17 protein-coding genes are annotated in these 20,875 nt (G+C 72.4%); 8 read left to right on the top strand and 9 right to left on the bottom strand.

Annotated features, from left to right (window positions below; all coding sequences use genetic code 11):
* Positions 1–138: 138 nt before the first annotated feature.
* Positions 139–1,671 (top strand): class I adenylate-forming enzyme family protein, encoded by a 1,533-nt coding sequence (locus tag ACFVYF_RS10185; RefSeq protein WP_389453743.1) that lies wholly within the window; start codon positions 139–141, stop codon positions 1,669–1,671.
* A 121-nt stretch (positions 1,672–1,792) separates the two neighbouring features.
* On the opposite strand, the gene ACFVYF_RS10180 is transcribed toward ACFVYF_RS10185, so the two are convergent.
* Together ACFVYF_RS10180 and ACFVYF_RS10175 are read right to left on the bottom strand one after the other, a co-directional pair.
* On the bottom strand, positions 1,793–2,305 hold the full coding sequence (locus tag ACFVYF_RS10180; RefSeq protein ID WP_389453740.1) for an EF-hand domain-containing protein: 513 nt from the start codon (positions 2,303–2,305) through the stop codon (positions 1,793–1,795).
* Positions 2,306–2,479: 174 nt separating this feature from the next.
* Positions 2,480–2,860: an STAS domain-containing protein gene (locus ACFVYF_RS10175; protein WP_383277192.1), complete on the bottom strand. Its 381-nt coding sequence runs from the start codon at positions 2,858–2,860 to the stop codon at positions 2,480–2,482.
* Between the two features lie 353 nt (positions 2,861–3,213).
* Here ACFVYF_RS10175 and ACFVYF_RS10170 point away from each other — a divergent pair, with 353 nt between their 5' ends.
* Both ACFVYF_RS10170 and ACFVYF_RS10165 read left to right on the top strand, forming a co-directional pair.
* Positions 3,214–3,795, top strand: coding sequence for a sigma-70 family RNA polymerase sigma factor (locus ACFVYF_RS10170; RefSeq protein ID WP_389453737.1), 582 nt, complete (start codon positions 3,214–3,216; stop codon positions 3,793–3,795).
* Complete coding sequence (locus ACFVYF_RS10165; protein ID WP_389453734.1) at positions 3,792–5,210, top strand: maleylpyruvate isomerase N-terminal domain-containing protein; 1,419 nt, start codon at positions 3,792–3,794, stop codon at positions 5,208–5,210. Before ACFVYF_RS10170 ends, ACFVYF_RS10165 begins: the two co-directional genes overlap by 4 nt.
* A gap of 168 nt (positions 5,211–5,378) precedes the next feature.
* Here ACFVYF_RS10165 and purU read toward each other — a convergent pair whose 3' ends face one another.
* Both purU and ACFVYF_RS10155 read right to left on the bottom strand, forming a co-directional pair.
* Positions 5,379–6,260, bottom strand: a complete 882-nt coding sequence (gene purU, locus ACFVYF_RS10160) for a formyltetrahydrofolate deformylase (RefSeq protein WP_389453731.1) — start codon at positions 6,258–6,260, stop codon at positions 5,379–5,381.
* Between the two features lie 47 nt (positions 6,261–6,307).
* Positions 6,308–6,808: a hypothetical protein gene (locus ACFVYF_RS10155; protein ID WP_389453729.1), complete on the bottom strand. Its 501-nt coding sequence runs from the start codon at positions 6,806–6,808 to the stop codon at positions 6,308–6,310.
* A 117-nt stretch (positions 6,809–6,925) separates the two neighbouring features.
* Here ACFVYF_RS10155 and ACFVYF_RS10150 point away from each other — a divergent pair, with 117 nt between their 5' ends.
* A complete protein-coding gene (locus ACFVYF_RS10150; RefSeq protein ID WP_389453727.1) occupies positions 6,926–8,233 on the top strand; it encodes an ABC transporter substrate-binding protein in 1,308 nt (435 codons plus the stop codon).
* Between the two features lie 55 nt (positions 8,234–8,288).
* Here the strand turns inward: ACFVYF_RS10150 and ACFVYF_RS10145 are convergent, their stop codons facing one another.
* Together ACFVYF_RS10145 and ACFVYF_RS10140 are read right to left on the bottom strand one after the other, a co-directional pair.
* Positions 8,289–10,301, bottom strand: a complete 2,013-nt coding sequence (locus tag ACFVYF_RS10145) for a hypothetical protein (protein WP_389453724.1) — start codon at positions 10,299–10,301, stop codon at positions 8,289–8,291.
* A gap of 285 nt (positions 10,302–10,586) precedes the next feature.
* Entirely contained in the window at positions 10,587–11,972 is a 1,386-nt protein-coding gene (locus tag ACFVYF_RS10140; RefSeq protein WP_389453721.1) for a transcriptional regulator, read from the bottom strand.
* Between the two features lie 429 nt (positions 11,973–12,401).
* Here ACFVYF_RS10140 and ACFVYF_RS10135 point away from each other — a divergent pair, with 429 nt between their 5' ends.
* The 3 genes from ACFVYF_RS10135 to ACFVYF_RS10125 all read left to right on the top strand — a co-directional run bounded on the left by ACFVYF_RS10135 (position 12,402) and on the right by ACFVYF_RS10125 (position 15,651).
* Positions 12,402–13,061 (top strand): bifunctional DNA primase/polymerase, encoded by a 660-nt coding sequence (locus tag ACFVYF_RS10135; protein ID WP_389453719.1) that lies wholly within the window; start codon positions 12,402–12,404, stop codon positions 13,059–13,061.
* 161 nt (positions 13,062–13,222) lie between these two features.
* Positions 13,223–14,017, top strand: a complete 795-nt coding sequence (locus ACFVYF_RS10130) for an ABC transporter ATP-binding protein (RefSeq protein ID WP_389453716.1) — start codon at positions 13,223–13,225, stop codon at positions 14,015–14,017.
* The gene (locus ACFVYF_RS10125) at positions 14,014–15,651 is read left to right on the top strand and encodes a transporter (protein ID WP_389453713.1); all 1,638 of its coding nucleotides are present in this window, start codon (positions 14,014–14,016) and stop codon (positions 15,649–15,651) included. Before ACFVYF_RS10130 ends, ACFVYF_RS10125 begins: the two co-directional genes overlap by 4 nt.
* A 145-nt stretch (positions 15,652–15,796) precedes the next feature.
* Here ACFVYF_RS10125 and ACFVYF_RS10120 read toward each other — a convergent pair whose 3' ends face one another.
* Positions 15,797–16,726, bottom strand: coding sequence for an alpha/beta fold hydrolase (locus tag ACFVYF_RS10120; RefSeq protein ID WP_389453710.1), 930 nt, complete (start codon positions 16,724–16,726; stop codon positions 15,797–15,799).
* Positions 16,727–17,370: 644 nt separating this feature from the next.
* Complete coding sequence (locus tag ACFVYF_RS10115) at positions 17,371–18,063, bottom strand: metal-dependent transcriptional regulator (protein WP_383277156.1); 693 nt, start codon at positions 18,061–18,063, stop codon at positions 17,371–17,373.
* A 316-nt stretch (positions 18,064–18,379) separates the two neighbouring features.
* Between ACFVYF_RS10115 and ACFVYF_RS10110 the strand changes: the two genes are divergently transcribed.
* A complete protein-coding gene (locus ACFVYF_RS10110) occupies positions 18,380–19,135 on the top strand; it encodes an SIS domain-containing protein (protein ID WP_389453707.1) in 756 nt (251 codons plus the stop codon).
* 59 nt (positions 19,136–19,194) lie between these two features.
* Here the strand turns inward: ACFVYF_RS10110 and ACFVYF_RS10105 are convergent, their stop codons facing one another.
* Entirely contained in the window at positions 19,195–20,580 is a 1,386-nt protein-coding gene (locus ACFVYF_RS10105; protein WP_389453704.1) for a PAS domain-containing protein, read from the bottom strand.
* Between the last annotated feature and the right edge of the window lie 295 nt (positions 20,581–20,875).

Below are 20,875 nucleotides of genomic sequence, written 5' to 3'. Positions count from 1 at the left end.
GTGAGGTCCGTGTCCGACGACCCGTCATATCTGATGACCCGTCAGATAGCAGGCTATCCCCGCACCCCTGGACCGACAAGGCGGCGAGCCCTACGCTCTGCCCACCATCTGACTACCCGTCAGCTACAGGGGGTTGAAGTGAACGACACCGCGCACACCCTCGGCCGGTCCCGCACGCTCTGGGAGCTGGTGACCCGCCGCGCCGACCTCACCCCCGACCGTCCCGTGCTGCTCCAGGACGACCGCGCCCTGAGCTTCGGCGAGCTGCGCGAGCGGGCCGAGCGGGTCGCGGCGGGCCTGTACGACAGGGGCGTACGGCCCGGCACGGTGGTCGCCTGGCAGCTGCCCACCCGCATCGAGACCGCGGTGCTGTCCTTCGCGCTGGCCCGCCTGGGCGCCGTGCAGTCGCCGGTGATCCCCTTCTACCGCGACCGTGAAGTCGGCTTCGCGCTCAGGGAGTCCAAGACCGAGTTCTTCGCCGTACCGGGCGAGTGGCGCGGCTTCGATCACGCGGAGATGGCACGGCGGCTCGGCGCCAAGAACGTCTTCGAGGCGTACGACCGGCTGCCGGACGGCGATCCGTCGGTGCTGCCCGACCCGCCCGCCGACGGCACCTCGGTGCGCTGGATCTACTGGACCTCGGGCACCACCTCCGACCCCAAGGGCGTGCTGCACACCGACCGTTCACTGATCGCGGGCGGCTCCTGCCTGGCGCACGCGCTGCGCCTGTCGGCCGACGACGTGGGCTCGATGGCCTTCCCGTACGCACACATCGCCGGGCCCGACTACACGGTGATGCTGCTGCTGTACGGCTTCCCGGCCGTGATGTTCGAGCACTTCGCGCTGCCCGGCGCGCTGGAGGGCTATCGCAAGCACGGCGTGACGGTGGCCGGCGGATCCACCGCCTTCTACTCCATGTTCCTCGCCGAACAGCGGAAACAGCCGGGCGAGCCGGTCATCCCGACCCTGCGGCTGCTGGCCGGCGGCGGAGCGCCGAAGCCGCCCGAGGTCTATCACTCGGTGGTCCGCGAGATGGGCGTCCAGCTCACCCACGGCTACGGGATGACCGAGGTCCCGATGATCACGATGGGCGCTCCGGACGACTCGGCCGAGAACCTCGCGACCACCGAGGGCAGGCCCCCGGAGGGCATGGAGATACGTGTGGTGGACGGCGCGGGGCGGCCGGTTCCGTACGGTGTCGACGGGGACGTACGACTGCGCGGGGAGGCCGTCTGCCAGGGGTATGTGAACCCGGAGCAGAGTGCCGAGGCCTTCGACGCGGACGGGTTCCTGATCACCGGGGACGTCGGGCATCTGACGCAGAGCGGCCATCTCGTTCTCACCGGCCGGCTCAAGGACATCATCATCCGCAAGGGCGAGAACATCTCGGCCAAGGAGATCGAGGATCTGCTGCACTCCCACCCGGGGGTGGCCGACGCGGCGGTCATCGGGCTGCCGGACGCCGAGCGCGGGGAGCGGGTCTGCGCGGTGGTCGAACAGCCGCCGGGAGCCGAGGAGTTGACGCTGTCGGCCGTCACGTCGTATCTGCGCGCGGAAGGGCTGTCCGTGCACAAGCTGCCGGAACAGCTGGAGGTGGTGGACGCCCTTCCGCGCAACGAGGCGCTGCGCAAGGTGCTCAAGTACAAGCTGCGGGAGCGCTTTTCGGGGTGAGGGTCACTTCGAGGCGGTGCACGGCTGTCTCCTTCGGATGCCGTGAACGGGCGTCAAGTGGGCCTCACGCAGGGGGTCGTGCGCCGAGGTTGCCTCGCTCACGGGCCCGTGCACGGCTGTCTCATTCGGGGACCGTGAAGTAGCGGGCGAACGCGGTCACGACCTCCGTCTCGCCGATCCGGCCGTCGGCGTCCGTGTCGAGGGCGCCGGCCGCGAAGGCGGCGACCTCCTCGGTCGCGCCCAGGGCCTTCAGGACACGGGCGGTCTCCTCGACCGTGGCCGCGCCGTCGCCGTCCGTGTCCGCCACCGCGAGGGCCGCGTGCAGGAAGGGACGGGCGATCTCGGCGAACCGGTCGGGGTTGTCGCGCAGCCGCTTCACGGCGCCGTTCACGAACTCCTCGCGCGTGATGCGCTGGTCGCCGTCCCGGTCCGCTATCCCCGCCATGCCCTGCCAGAAGGCCTCGGCACCGCTGTAGAGGTACTGGCCCTGATCCGACCGGGCCGCCTTGCCGAATTCGGCCAGAACCGCCTTGGCCGCCGCGTTGAAGTCCTCCCGGTTGATGTAGCCGTTGCCGTCCTGGTCGAAGGTGGCGAACCGGGCGGCGATCCTCCGCTCGTACTCGGTGCTGACCATGGTGTTTTCGGACCGCCTTACATCTCAGCCGGACTCTCAACCGGGCTGCGGGTGCATCTGGCAGGGAGCGTACGTCGCCGAGGGCTCCGCCGGAGCGGAAAACGGCGCTTGTACCAAGACCGCGGGAATTCCGGGACAACTGTGTGGCACTGCGGCCCCGCGGAGTGGAACGTGTCACGCGGACATGGGGCGGGACTCCTCGTCGAGGGCGGTGACCAGGTCCGGGTAGACGTCGAAGAGGCGGCGCACGCCGAGGGCGGCGAGGACCCGGTTGACGTGCGAACCGTCCTCCGCGCCCTGGGCGGGCAGTATCAGCCGCAGACGTCCCTGGCAGGAGCGGATGAGACGACGGGTCGCGATCAGCACGCCCACGCCGCTGGAGTCGCAGAAGAAGACCTCCGAGAGGTCGAGGACGAGATCGTGCCGCCCGTCGGCCACCACGTCGTGCACCCCCTGGCGCACCACGGGCGACGTCACCAGGTCCATCTCGCCCGTCACCTGGAGCACGGCCCACTCGCCGCGCTCCCCGTCGGTCACTCTGAGCGTCACCGCCACGCCTCTCGTCGGGGACAGAAACGGAACCCGTTCCTTCATTTCTCCTGCGCGGCTGCCCGGCCGTCGTTTCCATGAAACACCTACGGTCGATCGAAAGCGCGTACCGGTCGAGCCATTTCAATCGCGTACGGTCCGATTCGATCAGGCCTGATCGTGGCGGAGTCGGGTAGGCGCCGCGCCAGTGAGAGCAGGGTGGGCGTCCCCTACCACCCCCGGCGCGTCAAGGGGCGCACATTGCCGCAAAGGGGCGTGCGCTGTCGGACGTGCCGACTACATTCGAGACAGCGATGGACACAGGCTGGACAGGCCGGACAGAGGACAGGCACCGGAACGGGCAGGGGTGAGGGAGCCGCATGGCGAAGAAGGACGCACCGCCCCGCTGGGACCGCAAGATGCAGCAGCGGCTGGCACGCGGCGAGGCGGCGGCGCTCGGCGAGCTCTACGACCGATTCGCTTCACTCGTGCACGGCCTCGCCCATCGCGTGCTCGGAGACGAGCGGGCCGCCGACGGGATCACCCGCGAAGTCTTCGTCCACGTCTGGGAGAACCCGGACGCGTACGACCCCAAGCAGGGCCCGCTGCGCTCCTGGGTCGCGACGCTGACCCACCGCCTCGCGGTCCAGCGGCTGCGCGCCACCGAGACCGCCGCGCTGGCCGACGGCGGCCGCGGCACCACGGAGGACCTGGAGCGCAAGGTGCGCCGCGCCTCGGTGGCCGCCCGCGCGGACTACATCGTCACGTCGATGCCCACCCCGTTGCGGGCCGCCCTGGAGCGCGCGTACTTCCAGCGCCGCGACTACCGCCAGACCGCCGTCGACCTCGGCATCACCGAGGACGAGGCCCGCCGCCGGCTCCGCCTCGGCCTTCAGCTGCTGTCCACCGCCCACGACAGCGGGCCCTCCGGGGCACCGCCCGAATACGGGGGTGCGCGGTGAACGCGGGCGCGAACCGCTTCGAGGCGTTCGACGGGGACGACGGCTCCGACGGACTCGAGGGGGAACTCGAGAAGGAGAACGAGGAGGAGCCGGGGGACGCCGGTAAGTCCGGTACGTCTGATACATCCGGCTCTGGCGACTCTCGCGGCTCTGACGGCCCGCACGACCCTGACGGTCCGGACAGCGGGGCCGGGCCGGAGCAGGAACAGCCGCCACGCATACCTCTGCCGCGTGCCTCCGTGGAGGACACCGGCCACCCGCTCCCCGGGCTGGACACGATCACGGCGGCCTTCTCCCCCGCGCCTCTCCTCCTGGAGCACCGCGTGCTGAAGTCACTGCTCGGCGCGTGGGCGCTCGCCGCCTGTTCGGCGGAGGAGACGATGGCCGTCGAGGACCACCTCGGCGACTGCGGCGCGTGCGCGGACGAGGCGCTCCGGCTGCGCGAGGCCGTCGGCCTGCTGCACCCGGCCGAGAGCCTCGACCTCGACCCGACGCTGCGCACCAGGGTCCTGGAGGGCTGCCTCGACCGGCGGCCGCCGCGCATTCCGGTACCCGACTGGGCGACTCCGTACGACGCCGAGACCGCGCGGCTCGACGCGCTGCTGCAGGACATCGGCGGTGCCGAGTGGCACGCGCCCGTGCGGCTGCGCTGGTTCTCGGGCGCCGGCCCCGCGAGCCGCCGTACGACGGTCGCCGGGGTGATCGCCCATCTGCTCACCGTCGACGGCCTGGTCGCCGTCGCGCTGGGCCTGGAGGACCCGCTCGGCGACACGCGGCCGGACGAGAGCACACCCGCGGGCCGCACCGAGGCGTTCTGGGCGGCTTCCCACTTCCCGCCGACCCGCGCCCTGCGCGGTCCCTGGCGCGAGCAGAGCCACAACCTGGTGCGGACGGTGTCGTTCGCCGGCGGTGGCTCCGGCCGCCTCCCCGTGCCGTACGGCGGGTTCGACCTGCCGCTGCGGGACTCGATGCTGGACCGGGCCTTCGAGTGCTGGGTGCACGCGGGCGACATCGCGGACGCGGTGGACTATCCGTACGAACCGCCGGCCCCGCGCCATCTGCACCGGATGATAGATCTGGCCGTCCGCATGCTGCCCGCCTCGCTGGCCGAGCGGCGCCGGACGGGCCTGTCCGCACCGCCGTCCCGGCACCTCGTCGCGGCCGGCGCGGCCGGCCGCAGCCTCCGGCTGGAGATCGAGGGGTCCGGCGGCGGCGAGTGGCTCATCCCGCTCGACTCCCCCGGCGCGATCGCCTCCGCCGAGCGTGAGGTCGCCCATGTCGCCCTGGACGGAGTGGAGTTCTGCCGGCTGGCCGCGGGGCATGTGGCGCCCGAGGAGGCGGCCGCAGGTCAGGACGGCGACCGCGAGGCGATCAAGGACGTACTGTTCGCGGCGGCGTCGCTGAGCCGCATGTAGAACGGCTCGTTTCAGCCCCCTGCCGACGGGGACCGGCAGGGTGGGATGGCTCGTTTCAGTCCCTCGGGAAGGGGCGGGACGGCCGAACCGGCAGGGGCCGGACGACTCGTTTCAGCCCTTGCGGCACGGGCCGGCAGCGGAGAAGGGCCGAAGACAGCCGATCTGCGGCTACGCGAAGACGACCGTGCGGCGCCCGTTCAGCAGAATGCGCCGCTCCGCGTGCCACTTGACGGCCCGCGCCAGCGCCTGGCACTCCACATCGCGGCCGATGGCGACCAGCTGGTCCGGGGTCACGCCGTGGCCCACCCGCTCGACCTCCTGCTCGATGATCGGCCCCTCGTCGAGGTCGGCCGTCACATAGTGCGCGGTGGCCCCGATGAGCTTCACCCCACGGGCGTGCGCCTGGTGATACGGCTTCGCGCCCTTGAAGCTCGGCAGGAAGGAGTGGTGGATGTTGATGATCCGACCGTTGAGATGCTTGCAGAGGTCGTCCGAGAGGACCTGCATATAGCGGGCGAGGACGACCAGTTCGACGTTCTCCCCGCGGACCAGTTCGAGCAGCTGCGCCTCGGCCTCGTCCTTCGTGTCCTTCGTCACCGGAATGTGGTGGAAGGGGATGTCGTACGACCCCACGAGTTCGGCGAAGTCAGTGTGGTTCGAGACCACGGCCGCGATCTCGACCGGCAGCGCGCCGATGCTGGCGCGGAAGAGCAGGTCGTTCAGGCAGTGACCGAACTTGCTGACCATCAGGACGACGCGCATCCGGTCCTCGACCCGGTGGATCTGCCAGTCCATGCGGAAGGAGTCACCGATCGCCGTGAAGCTGGCGCGCAGCTTCTCCACCGTCACCGGAGACTCGGCCGAGAAGTGGACCCGCATGAAGAACAGTCCCGTGTCGTGGTCACCGAACTGCTGGCTGTCCTCGATGTTGCAGCCGGTCATGAAGAGGTAGCTCGACACGGCGTGCACGATGCCCTGTTTGTCCGGGCAGGAGAGGGTGAGGACGTACTGCTCGGCGGGCGCGACGGCGCGGACGGACTGCTCGTTCATGCACGCCAGGGTCCCATACGCACCGCCCCGGGCGGACTGCCGTCCCGCTAGGCGGACCGCGTCAGAATGCGCAGCACCTCCAGGGTGCGGGGCGCCGTGTCCGGTTCCTCCCCGTCGCTCGTCGCCAGGCGGACATGGGCGTCACGGGCGGCGCGGACGGCCTCGGGCCACGCGTGGTGGTCGAGGTACGCGGAGACGGGAGCGTCGGGGCCGACCTGGTGCATGATCCGCAGCACGCGCAGCACGGCGGTGTCGACGAGCGCCGCCTCCTGCGAGTCACGGAAGATCGTTCCGACGTACTTCTCGGCGGACCAGTTGTCGAGCCAGGTGTCCTCGACCAGGCGGTAGACGGCATCGGTGACGTCCCCGTATCCGTCCACGCCCGCGAGCCAGACGTCCCGCTGGAACGCGGGGTCGGAGAGCATGTGCAGCGCGGAGCGCACATTGCTGCGCCAGCGCCACCAGGGCATGTCATTCAGTGGCATGCCGCCCATGGTGGATGAGCGGCGGCCACGACGGGAAGAGTTCTCCGAACCTTGCACGGTCATCGATCGTACGTTCCCCCCGGGAACCCGCTCCGCGCCCCCCGTAATTCACCTGCGCGTCACCACGCGTTGACCGCGGGTCACTTCGGGGTTGGTGGTGTGACGGAATCGTGCATGTCCATGACCGGCAGGCGTCGCACGCGCACCTCACCCGTCCTCTCCCGCCCCATCAGAACCGCGGTGCTGTCCGCGGGTGCGTTGGCGGTGTGTGCGTCGATAGCCGTCGGCTGTGGAGTCGTCCCCGGTGTCACAGGGGGTTCCGGGGACGGCTCCGTCACCGTCATGACCTGGGCACCCGAGAAGACGGCCGCGACCAACAAGCCCGGCATGCCCGCCATGGCGCAGGCCTACGCGCGCTGGATCAACGCCCGGGGCGGCCTCAACGGCCGCGAGCTCAAGGTCCTCACCTGCAACGACCACGACAACAGCGTCGACGCCGCGAAATGCGCCCGGCGCGCCGCCAAGGAGAACGTTGTCGCGGTCATCGGCTCCTACAGCCAGTACGGCGGCTCCTTCCTCTCTCCGCTGCAGTCCGCCGGCATTCCGTACATCGGCGGCTACGGCCTCACCGACGACGAGTTCAAGAGCCCGCTCTCCTACCCCGTCAACGGCGGGCAGCCCGCGCTCCTCGCCGGGCTCGGCGAGGAGCTCGCCAAGGACTGCGGTCCCGTCGCGCTGGTCCGCCCCGACACCATCGCGGGCGACGAACTCCCGGTGCTGCTCAGCGCCGGTCTCAAGGCGGGCCGGCACCCGGCCGCCACCGACGTACGGGCCCCCGACGACTCCACCGAGTACTCCGCGCAGACCACGCAGGCTCTGGAACGGGCGACCTCCGACCCGCTGAAGCGCGGCTGCGTGGTCTCCGCGCTCGGGGACCGCACGGACGCGTTCATGGACTCCTTCCGCCACGACCGCGACGACTATCCGAAGGTGCGCACCGCCTCGGTGCTCGGCAGCGTCGACCAGACCGTGATCGACGCGACCGGCGGAAAGTCCGGGCCCTACGAGGACGCGTACGTCACCGGCTGGTACCCGGCGGCGAACGACGCCCGCTGGGCCGACATGAAGCAGGTGATCCGCGAGCACGCCTTCGGCGACAACCGGATCGACCCGGCGGACGCGGGCGTGCAGACCACCTGGATCGCGTACACGGTGTTCCAGCAGATCGTCGAGGCGCTCGGCGACGGCGAGGTGAGCTCGCGCACGGTCCGGCGGACCCTCGACAACGGGCTCAAGGTGACCACGGGCGGGCTGACACCGACGCTGAGCTGGCGCTTCGAGGACCTGCTCGCGGCCGTCGACTTCCCGCGCCTGATCAACGCCGACGTGACCTACCAGGTCGTGCGGCAGGGCCAACTGGTCTCCGCGCGGCGCGGGTTCGCCAACATGTCGAAGACCTTGGAGAGCGCGGCCTCCAGCACGTTGTGAGGACGGGCCGCGCCGCACCCGCGCTGTGGCCCGCACCCTCAGCGAGCGCCGGCCGTCACAGCTGGGTCGGCTGGCGCTGCGTCAGTCCGTAGGTGGACGCGATGGAGTTCCACAGCCTCGAGGCCTTGGTCTTCTCGGCGCTGGCGGTGCCGCTCGCGCGGTTGCCGGCCTGGGTCTGTCCGGTGGTGCGGGCCTGGCCCTTCTTGCAGCCGTTCTTGCCGGCCGCCTGGTCGGCCCAGGACGCGTAGTGGTTGTCCGCGGAGGCGGACGCCTTCCAGGCGCTGGTGAGCGCGGTGGTCAGCGCGGCGTGGTCCGGGAGCTTGTCGACCTTGAGGCCGGAGAGCCGGGTGACGAGGTCGCCGCGCTGCTGGGCGGCGTCCCGCAGATCGGTGGCCGCCTGGTCCAGGTTGTTGCAGACCTTGACGTTCGCGACCGCCCTGATCACGGAGTCGCGGCTGTCGTTGCTGTCCGCCAGGAGCTTGTCGAGCGCGACGGCCTGTTCCTTCGCCGGGTCGGCCGACGCGGACCCGGAACCGTCCGAGGCGGGTGCCGTGGCCGAGACCGTCTTGCTGTTGTCGCCTTTGCCGTCGGAGCTCGAACTGGTGCTGAGCATCGCCCCGGCGCCGATGCCGAGCACGGCGATACCGACTCCGACGGCGACGATCACCGGCACGCGCGATCCGGTACGGCCGCCGCCACCGCCGTCGGAGGCACCGCGCCGTGCGGCGGCCCGGCCGCCCGGCGCACCGGGCCCCTGCGGGTGCTGCGCGGTACGCGGGCCCTGCTGCTGGTGCTGTGCGTCGAAGCGCGGCAGCTGCTGCGTGGACGAGGGCCCGTCGCCCTGCGTGCGGAAGAGGTTGTCGAACTCCGCGGGCGGCTGGCGGTCCTCCGGGTCCCCGGGACGTATCCCGTACTGCGGGTCCTGCTGCGCGGGCACCGGGGCGATGAACTGCGTGGCCTGGGCGTCGGGATGCGCGGCGGGCGGCAGCGGTCCGGCGCCGCCCTGCGTGCGCCCCAGGTACTGCGTGGCGTCGGCGGGCACCTCGGGCGGCAGCGCCCCCGGGCCCACCGGCGGGAGGAACTGCGTGGCGCCCTCGTGCGGCCCGGCCGCCGGGACGGGCGGCAGGAACTGGGTCGCCCCCTCGTCGGCAGGGGATCCGGCCGGCGGAACGAACGGAATGTACTGGGTGGCGCCTTCGTCGACCGGGGCGGCGGGCGGCAACGGCGAGCCCGCTCCGGCGCCCGGCACGGGAGCCGGAGTGCCGGCGGGTCCCTGCGGGGGCAGCGCGGAGGCGTGCGCGCCGGGCGCGCTGCCGGGCGCCTGCGCCCCTGGGGCGTGCGCACCGGGGCCCTGTGGCGCCGGGTAGCCGCCGGGGGCGTACGACCCCGACTGCGCGCCCTCCGGCGGCAACGGCTGCGGCTGGGACGGCACGCCGCCCCAACTCTGCTCCTGGCCGGACGAGTTCCAGCCCTGCTGCCCGGCGGACGCGTCCCAGCCCTGGGATCCGTCGGGAGCACCCCAGCCCGGTGCCGGCTCGGACGGGGGCTGCTCGGGCGCTCCCCAGTTCTGGACCGGCACGGCGGCGCCGTCCGCGACCGCTCCCCAGCGTTGTTCCGCGTCCTGGCTGCCGTACCCGGGGTGGCCCTGGTCCTGGCCGGGCCGCGCGTCCTGTCCCGGTCCGTGGCCGGTGCCGTATCCGGGACGGTCCTGGTCCTGGCGGGGCCCCGCCCCCTGCCCGGCGCCGTAGGCGGGACCGTGGTCCAGGCCCTGGCCGACGCCGTAGGCGGGACCGTGGTCCTGTCCCTGGCCGACGCCGTAGGCAGGACCCTGGCCCTGGCCCTGCCCGGCGCTCTGGTCCATGCCCTGGTCGGAGCCCTGTCCGGGCTGCGGAGCCGGCGGTGCCGACGGGGCCGGGCCCCATGGCTGGCCCCAGGCCTGTCCGCCGGCCGGCGTCGCGCGGTCGCCCGTCATCCCCGGCAACAGGGGTTCGCCGCCGTCGGAGGGCAGCACGATGCCTTCGCGCGCGGGCCGCGCCGAGGGCTCCTCGCCCTGTCCACTCTGCGTCACCGGGACTCCTACTGATGGGGGACCTTCGGAATCGTCGGCTCACGCTACCGGGTCCCGTCGACCAGGTGCCACGCAGCACGTGACGAGACCCAGTACCCCTGTGACCGGGGTAACGAAACCGCCCCCCATTGCGCTGTACATGCCTCCCTTCACGGCACGCGCGCCCGTTGTCCGCCCGTTCACGCCCGCGCACGCCCAGCGTTCACATCGTGCGCGACACCTCCACGCACGCCCGCACGCGTCCGCAGGCACGCGCCACCCGCCGTACCTGCGCACGCCCCCCGGTCACGCCGCTGCCTGCAACTCCATCCGTGCCCCGAACTCCCGTACCACCGCCTCCTCCCGGAACGGCTCGAGGCGCTGCTGGAAGTCCTCCAGATACTCCGCGCCGCGGTTGGAGCGCACGGTGCCGAGGAGTTCGACGGCACGCAGGCCCGTGTGGCAGGCCTGCTCGATCTCGCGCCGCTGCACCTGAGCGGTGGCCAGCAGGACGAAGCCGATCGCCCGGCGCCTCGCCCGCGACTCGGGATGCCCGGCGAGGGACTCCTCCGCGCACCGCGCGGCCGCCTCCGCCTGCCCCAGGTCCCGGTGGCAGTGCGCCAACTCGTCGGCGAGATAGGCCTCGTCGAAGTGCGTGATCCACACCGGGTCGTCCCCGGAGGCCGCGTCGGCCCCCTCCAGCGCGGTGAGCGCCCGCCCCGACGCCACCTGGGCCGCGCGCGCGTCGCCCATGAGCGCGTGCCCCCGGGCCTCCGCGGCGTAGAACATCGACTCCGTGCGCGGGGTGACACGCCCCCGCGCCCCCTCCTGCGCCGCGCGCGCCAACTGCGCGATCTCACGCGGGTTTCCGAGCTGCGCGGCCAGGTGGCTCATGGACGCGGCCAGCACATAGCCGCCGTACCCGCGGTCGCCCGCCGCCTGGGCGAGCCGCAGCGCCTGGATGTAGTACCGCTGGGCGAGCCCCGGCTGACCGGTGTCGATCGCCATGTACCCGGCGAGTTCGGTCAACCGGGAGACCGCGGCGAACAGTTCGCGCCCGACCGCCTCCCGGTACGAGCCCGCGAGCAGCCCGGAGACCACGCTGTTGAGGTAATGCACGACGACCGGGCGCACATGCCCGCTGCCGTACTGGTGGTCCAGGTCGGTGAGCGCCTGGGTCATCGCGCGGACCGCGGCCACGTCCGAGAGCCCGACCCGCGGGCCGGCCGCCCGCGCCACCTGCGAGTCCGGCGCGGAGATCAGCCAGTCACGGCTGGGCTCGACGAGCGCGGACGCGGCGACGGACGAGCCGGACAGGAAGTCCCGCCGCCCCACGTCACTGCGCCACAGCTCGCAGACCTGCTCGATGGCCCCCAGGACGGTCGGCGAGAACTGGAGGCCGACGCCGGACGCGAGGTTCTTGCCGTTGGCCATACCGATCTCGTCGATCGTGACCGTACGGCCCAGCTTGCGGCCGAGCGCCTCGGCGATGATCGCCGGCGCCCGCCCCCGCGGCTGCTGTCCGCGCAGCCAGCGCGCCACGGACGTCTTGTCGTACCGCAGATCGAGACCGTGCTCGGCGCCGCACATGTTGACCCGGCGGGCCAGCCCGGCGTTCGAGCAGCCCGCTTCCTGGATGAGCGCCTGCAGCCGTTCGTTCGGCTGCCGCGCGACGAGAGGCCTTGCGGCCATGGCGTACCCCCTGCTTTCTGGCGGGTTCGCCTGCCGGACGCCGGCGCCCGTGCCGGAGGACGACCGCGGCCGGCCCTGCGGGCCTTCGCGCGCTCGCCCCCTCGACACCGGCGCGCCCTTCGGCTCTCTCGCCATGTGTCTGCGGTGCCTGCCCACGCACCGAGTTGACGTGACCTCAGCGACCGGCTCCACCGAAAGAAGCCGGCCAGGAAGATCAATGCCCCGCCGAGATACGGAAGATGCGAGACATGTGAGGATTGCCGGGGTAAAGGCGATTGCCCGACCCCTCACCTGGTTACCCAGCCCCCGCTGTCGTTTCTCCTGCGCGCCCCCGCACATGCATCCATGCGCCCCACATGCGGAATCGATGCTCCTCCCCCGCGCGCGTGTCAGCCGTAACCCGAGGTGGGCCCGGGAGTTGAGTTCACCGTGGAAGAGACCATCGCAGGCACCGAGACCGCTCAGATCCCCCAGCAGCGCGGCGAAACGCTGCTGGACACCGCCGTGCGCTATGCCGAGGAGCGCCACTGGGACGTGTTCCCCGGCACCTGGCTGGAAGCCGTCGACGGGGTGCAGCGCTGCTCCTGCGGCGAGCCCGCGTGCGCCGTGCCCGGCGCGCACCCGACGCGTGAGGACTGGGCGACGCAGGCGACGGGCAGCGCGACCGTCGCGCGCCGCCTGTGGTCGAAGCAGCCGACGGCGTCGATCCTGCTGCCCACCGGGCGTACGTTCGACGCGCTGGACGTGCCCGAGACGGCCGGGTTCCTGGCGCTGGCGCGGATGGAGCGCATGGAGCTGACCCTCGGCCCGGTGACCTGCACGCCTGACCGCCGGATGCAGTTCTTCGTACTCCCCGGTGCCGCCGCCAAGCTCCCCGACCTCGTCCGCAAGATCGGCTGGCCGCCCGCCTCCCTCGACCTGGTCCCGCTCGGCGAGGGCGCGTACGTGGCGGCTCCGCCCACCCGTTACGGGTCCCGGGGCGCCGTCCAGTGGGCGTGCCGGCCCACGCCCGCGAACCGCTGGCTCCCGGACGCGGAGGAGCTGATCTCGCCGCTCGCGTACGCCTGCGGGCGGGACGGGCGCAGGTAGCGGGCGCCGCCGGCGGGTATCGGCGGGCCGCGGATGTCTCATGGGGTGCCGGCGGGCCGCGGATGCGTCAGCCGGTGCCGGCGGGCCGCGGACGCGTCGTGGCTGATCGCGCAGTTCCCCGTGCCCCCAAAAGCAGCGGCGCTTCCCCTTAGGGTGCTTGCATGACCGAGGGACCAGCAGGGACAGGCGCGGCCGCCGTACGTGTACGAGGGCTCTGGAAGCGGTTCGGGGAGCAGGTCGCGGTCGCCGGGATCGACCTGGAGCTGCCCGCAGGGCAGTTCATCGGGCTCGTCGGACCGAACGGGGCCGGGAAGACCACGACCCTGTCGATGGTGACCGGGCTACTCAGGCCCGACCAGGGCAGCGTCGAGGTCGTCGGCCACGACGTGTGGCGCGATCCGGTCGAGGTCAAGGCGCGGATCGGTGTCCTGCCCGAGGGCCTGCGCCTCTTCGAGCGCCTCTCCGGACGCGAACTGCTCGCCTACACCGGCCGGTTGCGCGGTCTGCCCGGCGCCGAGGTCGACAAACGGGCCACCCAGCTCCTCGACGTACTCGACCTCGCGGGCGCCCAGCACAAGCTCGTCGTCGACTACTCGACCGGGATGCGCAAGAAGATCGGCCTGGCCTGCGAGCTCCTCCACAACCCCGAAGTCCTCTTCCTCGACGAGCCCTTCGAAGGTGTCGACCCCGTCTCCGCGCAGATCATCCGGGGCGTCCTGGAGCGCTACACCGCCTCGGGCGCCACCGTCGTCTTCTCCTCCCACGTCATGGAGCTCGTCGAGTCGCTGTGCGACTGGGTGGCCGTCATGGCCGCCGGACGCATCCGTGCGCACGGGCCGCTCGCGCAGGTGCGCGGCAGCGCCCCCTCCCTCCAGCACGCCTTCCTCGAACTCGTCGGCGCGCACGGCCGGAGCGCCGGCTCCGACCTCGACTGGCTGGGCGGCGGCGCGCGATGAGCACCGGAACCGACACCCAGGGCCCGCCGCGGACCCGTACCCCCGCCGAGTCCGTCACCCCCGTCCTCGTCCGCCTGAAGCTGTCGCTGCTGCGCAACGGGCTGCGGCAGTCGGCCGGGCGGCGGGCCGCGTACCTCACCACGACCGTCCTCGTCCTGCTCATCGCCGCCCTCCAGCTGATCGGCCTGATCGCGCTGCGCGGGAACGCGCACGCCACCGCCGTCGCCGTGCTGCTCGGGGCGATCCTCGCGGTCGGCTGGGCCGTGATGCCGCTGTTCTTCCCCAGTGGCGACGAGACGCTCGACCCCACCCGGCTGGTGATGCTGCCGCTGCGCCCGCGCCCCCTCGTCCGCGCGCTCCTCGCGGCCTCGCTGGTCGGCATCGGGCCGCTGTTCACGCTGTGCCTGCTCGCCGGTTCCGTGATCTCCGTGGCGCACGGCCCGGCGGCGTACGTCACCGCGGTGCTCGGCGCGGTGCTGGCGCTGCTCGTCTGCGTGGCCCTCGCGCGGGCCGTCGCGGCCGCCAACCTCCGGCTGCTGACCAGCCGCCGGGGCCGCGATCTCGCGGTGCTCAGCGGGCTGGTCGTCGCGATCGGCGCCCAGGTGGTCAACTTCGGGGCGCAGCGCCTCGGTTCCGCCGGGGGCCTGTCCCGGCTCGACCCGGTCGCGGACGTGCTGCGCTGGGTGCCGCCCGCCTCGGCGATCGGCGCGGTGCGCTCGGTCAGCGAGGGGTCCTACGGCGCCGGAGCCGTCCAGTTCCTGCTGTCCGTGGCCGCGCTGGCGGGCCTCCTCGCGCTCTGGACACGGCACCTGACCCGGCTGATGACCTCGCCGGACGGGTCCACGTTGCAGTCGGCCGAGCCCGCCGCCCGGGAGCGGAGCTCGACGGGCCTCAGCCGGCTGCTGCCCGCCGGCCGCACCGGGACCGTCATGGAACGCAGCCTGCGCTACATCTGGCGCGACCCGAAGACCAAGGCCGCCTGGGTGACCTCGCTGGCCATCGGGCTGATCGTGCCGGTGTTCAACGCCCTGCAGGGCACCGGCTCGATCTACTTCGCCTGCTTCGCGGCCGGCATGCTCGGCATCCAGATGTACAACCAGTTCGGGCAGGACACGTCCGCGTTCTGGATCGTGGCGATGACGATCTCGTCCACCCGGGACGCGTACGTCGAACTGCGCGGGCGGGCCCTGGCGCTGCTGGTCATCACCCTGCCGTACGCGACGTTCGTGACCGTCCTGACGACCGCGATGCTCGGCGACTGGCCCAAACTGCCCGAGGCGCTCGGGCTGTCCTTCGCGCTCCTCGGCGCGATGCTGGCGACCGGCGCCTGGTCGTCGGCCCGCTTCCCGTACTCCATCCCGCAGGAGGGCTACAAGAACGTGGCCCCCGGGCAGGCGGGCCTCGCCTGGATCTCGATCTTCGGCGGGATGGTGTCGGCCGCGCTGCTGTGCGCTCCCGTCATCGCCCTCACGATCTGGCTGAACGTGGCGGCGGACGGCGACGAGTGGACCTGGCTGCTGCTGCCGCTGGGGGCCACGTACGGCGCGCTGCTCTCGCTGCTCGGGCTGCGGCTGGCCGCACCGCGCACGGCACGGCGGCTGCCGGAGATCCTCGCGGCGGTCAGCAAGGGGTGACGCTCGCTCTGCGGGGCGGGCGTCCCGGAGCCTGCTCACGGCTTACGGCTCACGGCTCACGGCGTGAGCAGGCGCGGGCCGGCGTCCCGGAGGTCACGGCGTGAACGCGTCCCTGAGGCGGGCGTCCCGGGGCTCACGCCGGGGCTTACGGCGTGAGCACGCCCTCCATGAACGGCTCGATGGCCGTCCGCCACGCCTCCGGCTGGTCGTAGTGCACGAGGTGGCCGGCGTCGGCGACCTCCGCGTACTGCCCGCGCGGCAGGACGCGGACCATCTCCTGGGACTCGGCCCGGCCCAGCTCGCCGTCGAGGCCCCGGACGACCAGGGCGGGGCACTGGACCTGGGCGAGCTCCTCCCAGTGCGCGTCGTACACCCAGGTCTCGCGGGACGTGAGCATCTGCTCCGGCTCGAAGACGGGGCGCCAGCCGTCCGCCGACTCGGACATCACCTCGGCGTAGAACTCCCCGCGGGCCGGGTTCGGACGCTCCACCCAGGGGTCGTCCTCGCCGAACCACTTGCGGACGTCGGCCAGCGTGGCGAACGGGACGGGCCAGGCCTTGAACCAGTCCTCCCACTCACGCTGCGACGCGGCCCCTAACGCCGAGGCCCGCATGTCGCAGATGATCAGGCCGCAGACGAGATCGGGGCGCCGGGCGGCGAGCTGCCAGGCGGTGAGCGCGCCCATGGCGTGACCGATGACGACGGCCGGTGCGAGGCCGAGCTGTTCCAGAGCGGCCTCGGCGTCGTCGACGTACGCCTCGCGGGTGTAGCAGCCCTCGGGCGGCTTGTCGCTCTGGCCGTGCCCCCGCTGGTCGAGCGCTACGGCGCGATACCGCTCGGAGAGCCAGCGCGCCGTGGACGCCCAGTGCGAGGCCCGGCCCATCAGGCCGTGCAGCAGGAGCACACCGGGACCGCGCTCGGCGCGCTCCTGCGCCACCGGTCCGGGGCCGCCCTGCGCGGGCACGGTCCTGACCGGCTCGGCGGACCGCGCCGGATCGGTCTTGGGAGGGTCTCCGAACTCCCAGGCCGCCAGTCGTACGCCGCCTGCTCCGGTCACGTCGATGCGCCGCACCATAGGTCCTGGCACCCCCCTGCCTCGCTCGGACCGCTCACTCCCGCCGGTCCACCCTCGTACCGCTGGTCGTCCCGCTGCTCCTGCTGGTTCCCGCCGCACGCCGTGTGCGCTGTCACCGCACGCGCCGGTTGTTACAGCGCGCGCCCCACGTGGTCCGTCACCCCACGCTATCGAATGCGAATTCGAGAACGCGGTTCCTGAGGGCAACACCCCTCATTCGAGTGACCCCCTGGGGGGATTGGCCGCCGCCGCCGAGGGGAGATCTTTCAGCGGGAGACGGACCGCTCGGGGAAACCGGTCCGGAAGGGATGACCCTGGGAGCTCGGGGCTCCGGGTCAGCACAGGGGAGGACAGGCCCCGGCGCCATGTGGCGCCGGGGCCCTCTCCATGTCTTCGGCACATCGTCCCGCCCCCTCCCCGGCCGCGCGACATCGCTGTCGGACGACGGCCAAGAGCCCCTCGGTCATATGCCTCACGCGACAGCGTCGCACGCAAACCGTCGCCGCGCTGCGCTTCCGCACACTGAATCTTGGATTGTCTACGTTCGCGGAAGCGTCACAACTTCCTCTGCAGGCGCGGTAGTTGACAGCCAGCCAACCCTCGGCGGCTGCTCGAGCGGTGCGGTGAGGGGGGCGGCCGCGAGGTCAGCGCTTGGCCACGAACACATGGGAGGCCACGTCGGCCTCCAGCTCCGCGGCCTCGCCACCGCTGCCCACCAGCACCCCGCCCGGCGACTCCGTGACACTGACGACCGAGCCGGGCTGCACGCCCGCCCGGCGCAGCGTGTACATCAGCTGCGCGTCCGTCTGGATCGGCTCACCGATGCGCCGCACGACCACGGTCTTGCCGTCCGCCCCCGGGTCGAGGTCGGCCAGCGACACCATGCCGGCGTCCAGGAACGGGTCGGCCCCGTCCTTCTCGCCCAACTCCTCCAGGCCCGGGATCGGGTTCCCGTACGGCGACTCGGTCGGGTGGCGCAGCAGCTCGAGGACGCGGCGCTCCACCGCTTCACTCATCACGTGCTCCCAGCGACACGCCTCGGCGTGCACCTGCTCCCACTCCAGACCGATCACGTCGACGAGCAGGCACTCCGCGAGCCGGTGCTTGCGCATCACACGGGTGGCAAGACGGCGGCCCTCATCGGTGAGCTCCAGGTGCCGGTCGCTGGCGACGGCCACCAGGCCGTCGCGCTCCATCCGCGCCACCGTCTGGCTGACGGTCGGCCCGCTCTGGTCGAGCCGCTCGGCGATCCGGGCGCGCATGGGGACCACACCTTCCTCCTCCAGCTCGAGGATGGTGCGGAGATACATCTCCGTGGTGTCGATCAGTCCGGACATACGTGCCCCTCGATTTGCTCTGCCGGAGGCTCTACCGCTCCCGGCTGGTGCGCTGGCCCTGGATTCAATTCTGACGCATACCACTGACAACCGTGCCGCGCCGTTGATACCGGACGGTTACGTGTGCCTCCGCGGGCACCCCCGCCGCCCCCGGGGGGCCGTATTGACAGGGCACTGGTCCAGACCGCAACGTGATCCGCGACACGACGGGAGTACGGCCACGCCGGGCCGCCGGTTCACCCGGGCCGGCGCCGACGCCCGCGCCGCCGTGCCGATGCCGTGACGACGCCGACGCGACCTCGAAGGAGCTTCGCCGATGAGCGAGAGCAAGCTGGCCGGACAGTTCTTCGACGCCGCGATCGCCCTGCTGCAGCGGGTACGGGACGAGGACGGCGAGTCGATCGCCGCCGCGGGCGCACTCATCGCCGACACGGTGGCCGACGGGGGCCGGCTGTTCGCCTTCGGCGCCGGGCACTCCTCGCTGGCCGCCCAGGACCTCGTCTACCGCGCGGGCGGCCTCGCCCTGATGAACCTGCTGGCCGTCCCCGGTGTCGTCGGCGTCGACGTCATGCCGGCCACGCTCGGCTCCGCCCTCGAACGGGTCGACGGCCTCGCGAGCGCCGTCCTCGACACCAGCCCCGTCCGCTCCGGCGACCTCCTCGTGATCATCTCCCTCTCCGGCCGCAACGCCCTCCCGGTCGAGATGGCCATGAACGCCCGGGCCCTGGGAGTGAAGGTCATCGGCGTCACCTCCGTCGCGTACGCCTCGGAGACCAAGTCCCGGCACAGCTCCGGCAGCTACCTCAAGGACCACTGCGACCTCGTCCTCGACTCGAAGATCGCGGTCGGCGACGCGGAGATCACCGTGGACACCGTCCCGGCCCCCTTCGCCCCCGCCTCCACCGTCATCACGACCGCCCTGCTCCAGGCCGTCATGGCCACCGCCGCCGGCACCCTGGCCGACCGCGGCATCGAGCCCCCGCTGCTGCGCTCCGGGAACGTGGACGGCGGCCACGAGTGGAACGGCCGCGTGTTCGAGGAGTACGGGGACCGGATCTTCTACCGCCGCTGAGCACATCGGCCGCCGACACCGTGGGCGCCCGTGCCCATGGCGAGAGGGACCCCGGCGGGCTACTCCCGCTCCACCGTCCCGGCCAGATCCAGCGCCGCCGCGATCCGCACCGCCACATCCTCCGCGTACGACGCGTCCGCGCGCTCGAACTGAGTGCGCCCCGCACCCCGCAGAAACGTCACCACACCCAGCGTGCGGCCCCGGCTGCGCAGGACCGCGCACAGGGCGTGCACGGAGCCCGGCGGCCACTGGCGGCTCTCGGCCCACTCCCGCGCCGAGTCGGCGGACGCCGAGGCGCTCGCGCTGGCCCGCACCGACCCGACCCGGTCCACGCACTGCAACGCCGGATGCCCGTCCCCGTACCGGATCGGCAGTCCCGCCTTCCCGGCCAGCAGACTCGGCCCGGGCGGTCCGGCGGGCGTGGCCACCGCCCGCACCAGCCGCACCGGCCCGCCGCTCTCGGCCGCCGCGCCCCCGGCCACCCGGTCGATCACCGCATGATCCGCGAAGCCGGCGAGGGAGAAGTCCAGATAGACGGTGGCCGCCTCCTCCGGGTCCTCGCACTCGGCGGCGGCCCGCCCGGCCCGGTGCAGCTGATTCGCGCGGAACCGCAGCAGCGCGGCCTCCTGCTCCGTCTGCTTCGCCTCGGTCACGTCCTGGAAGAGCCAGCCGACGCCCAGCGGAACGGGCTCTTCCGCCAGCGGCGAGGCCAGCCGCAGGAACCCACTGCGCCAGCAGCGCCGCTTCTCGCCCTCGGCCGCCCGCACGCTCACCCACATCTCGGCGGGCGCGGGCGGAGCCCCCTCGGCGAGCACATGCGTGAGCGCGCTCTCCAGCTCCTCGACACCCTGCGAGAGCAACTCCCCGAGCGGGCGGCCCAGTACGGCCGTACGCCCGATGCCGAGCGCGCGGGCCGCGTGCGCGTTGACCACGGCCGGCCGCAGATCGACGTCGACCAGCACGACACCCCAGCTGGCGTCCTCGAACAGCGCCTCGCTCAGCGCGATGGACCGCTCCAGATCGATCTGGGTGTGCACTTCGCTGAACGCGCAGTAGAGCCCGGCGGGCTTCCCGTCCGGACCGCGCACGGCCGCCGACTGGGTCCGGACGAGCACCCGCCCGCCGTCCTTGGTCAGCAGCGCGAACTCGTGCACCTGGCGCCCGGGCGTCTGCATCGCGGACAGCAGCCGGCCCTCGACCTCCTCGGCGTCCGCGGTCCGCACGGCCCACCCGGCGAACCCGCGCCGCCCCACGGCCTCCGCCGCGGTCCACCCGAGAATCCGCTCGGCCTCACGATTCCAGTGGGTGACGACACCGTCCGCGTCGAAGGCGCACAAAGCCGCGTCCATGCCGTCAAGCAGCGCGGCAAGAAGATCCGAACCATCCCGCTCGGGCTCGTCCGGCCCCAGCTCATCGGTGGTCCCACTCCGCCGGGAAGCACTCACCTGGACCCCCTGCAGGCTACGTGCGCACGTACGGCGCGTCGGTTCGCTCACTCGGAATCATTCAACTCGAACGTGACCCAGCCCACATCACGTTCCCAGAAGTTCGAACGAAATCGTTGTACCCCGAATTCCCGGCCCACCTCCCCAGCAGCCCCGGCACCGGACGTTCCCGGTGATCCCTCGGCTCCCCGCGGGTGCCCCTCCGCGGCCGCCTCGAAAAAACCCCTTGAGCCGCGTCCGATCGGTTCCTAGTGTGTGACCCACGCCGAAAGGAGGTGATCGGGTACATGTATGA

Source organism: Streptomyces sp. NPDC058274 (assembly GCF_042881375.1).
Classification (GTDB): domain Bacteria; phylum Actinomycetota; class Actinomycetes; order Streptomycetales; family Streptomycetaceae; genus Streptomyces.
This window is presented reverse-complemented; position numbering and strand designations above follow the sequence as displayed.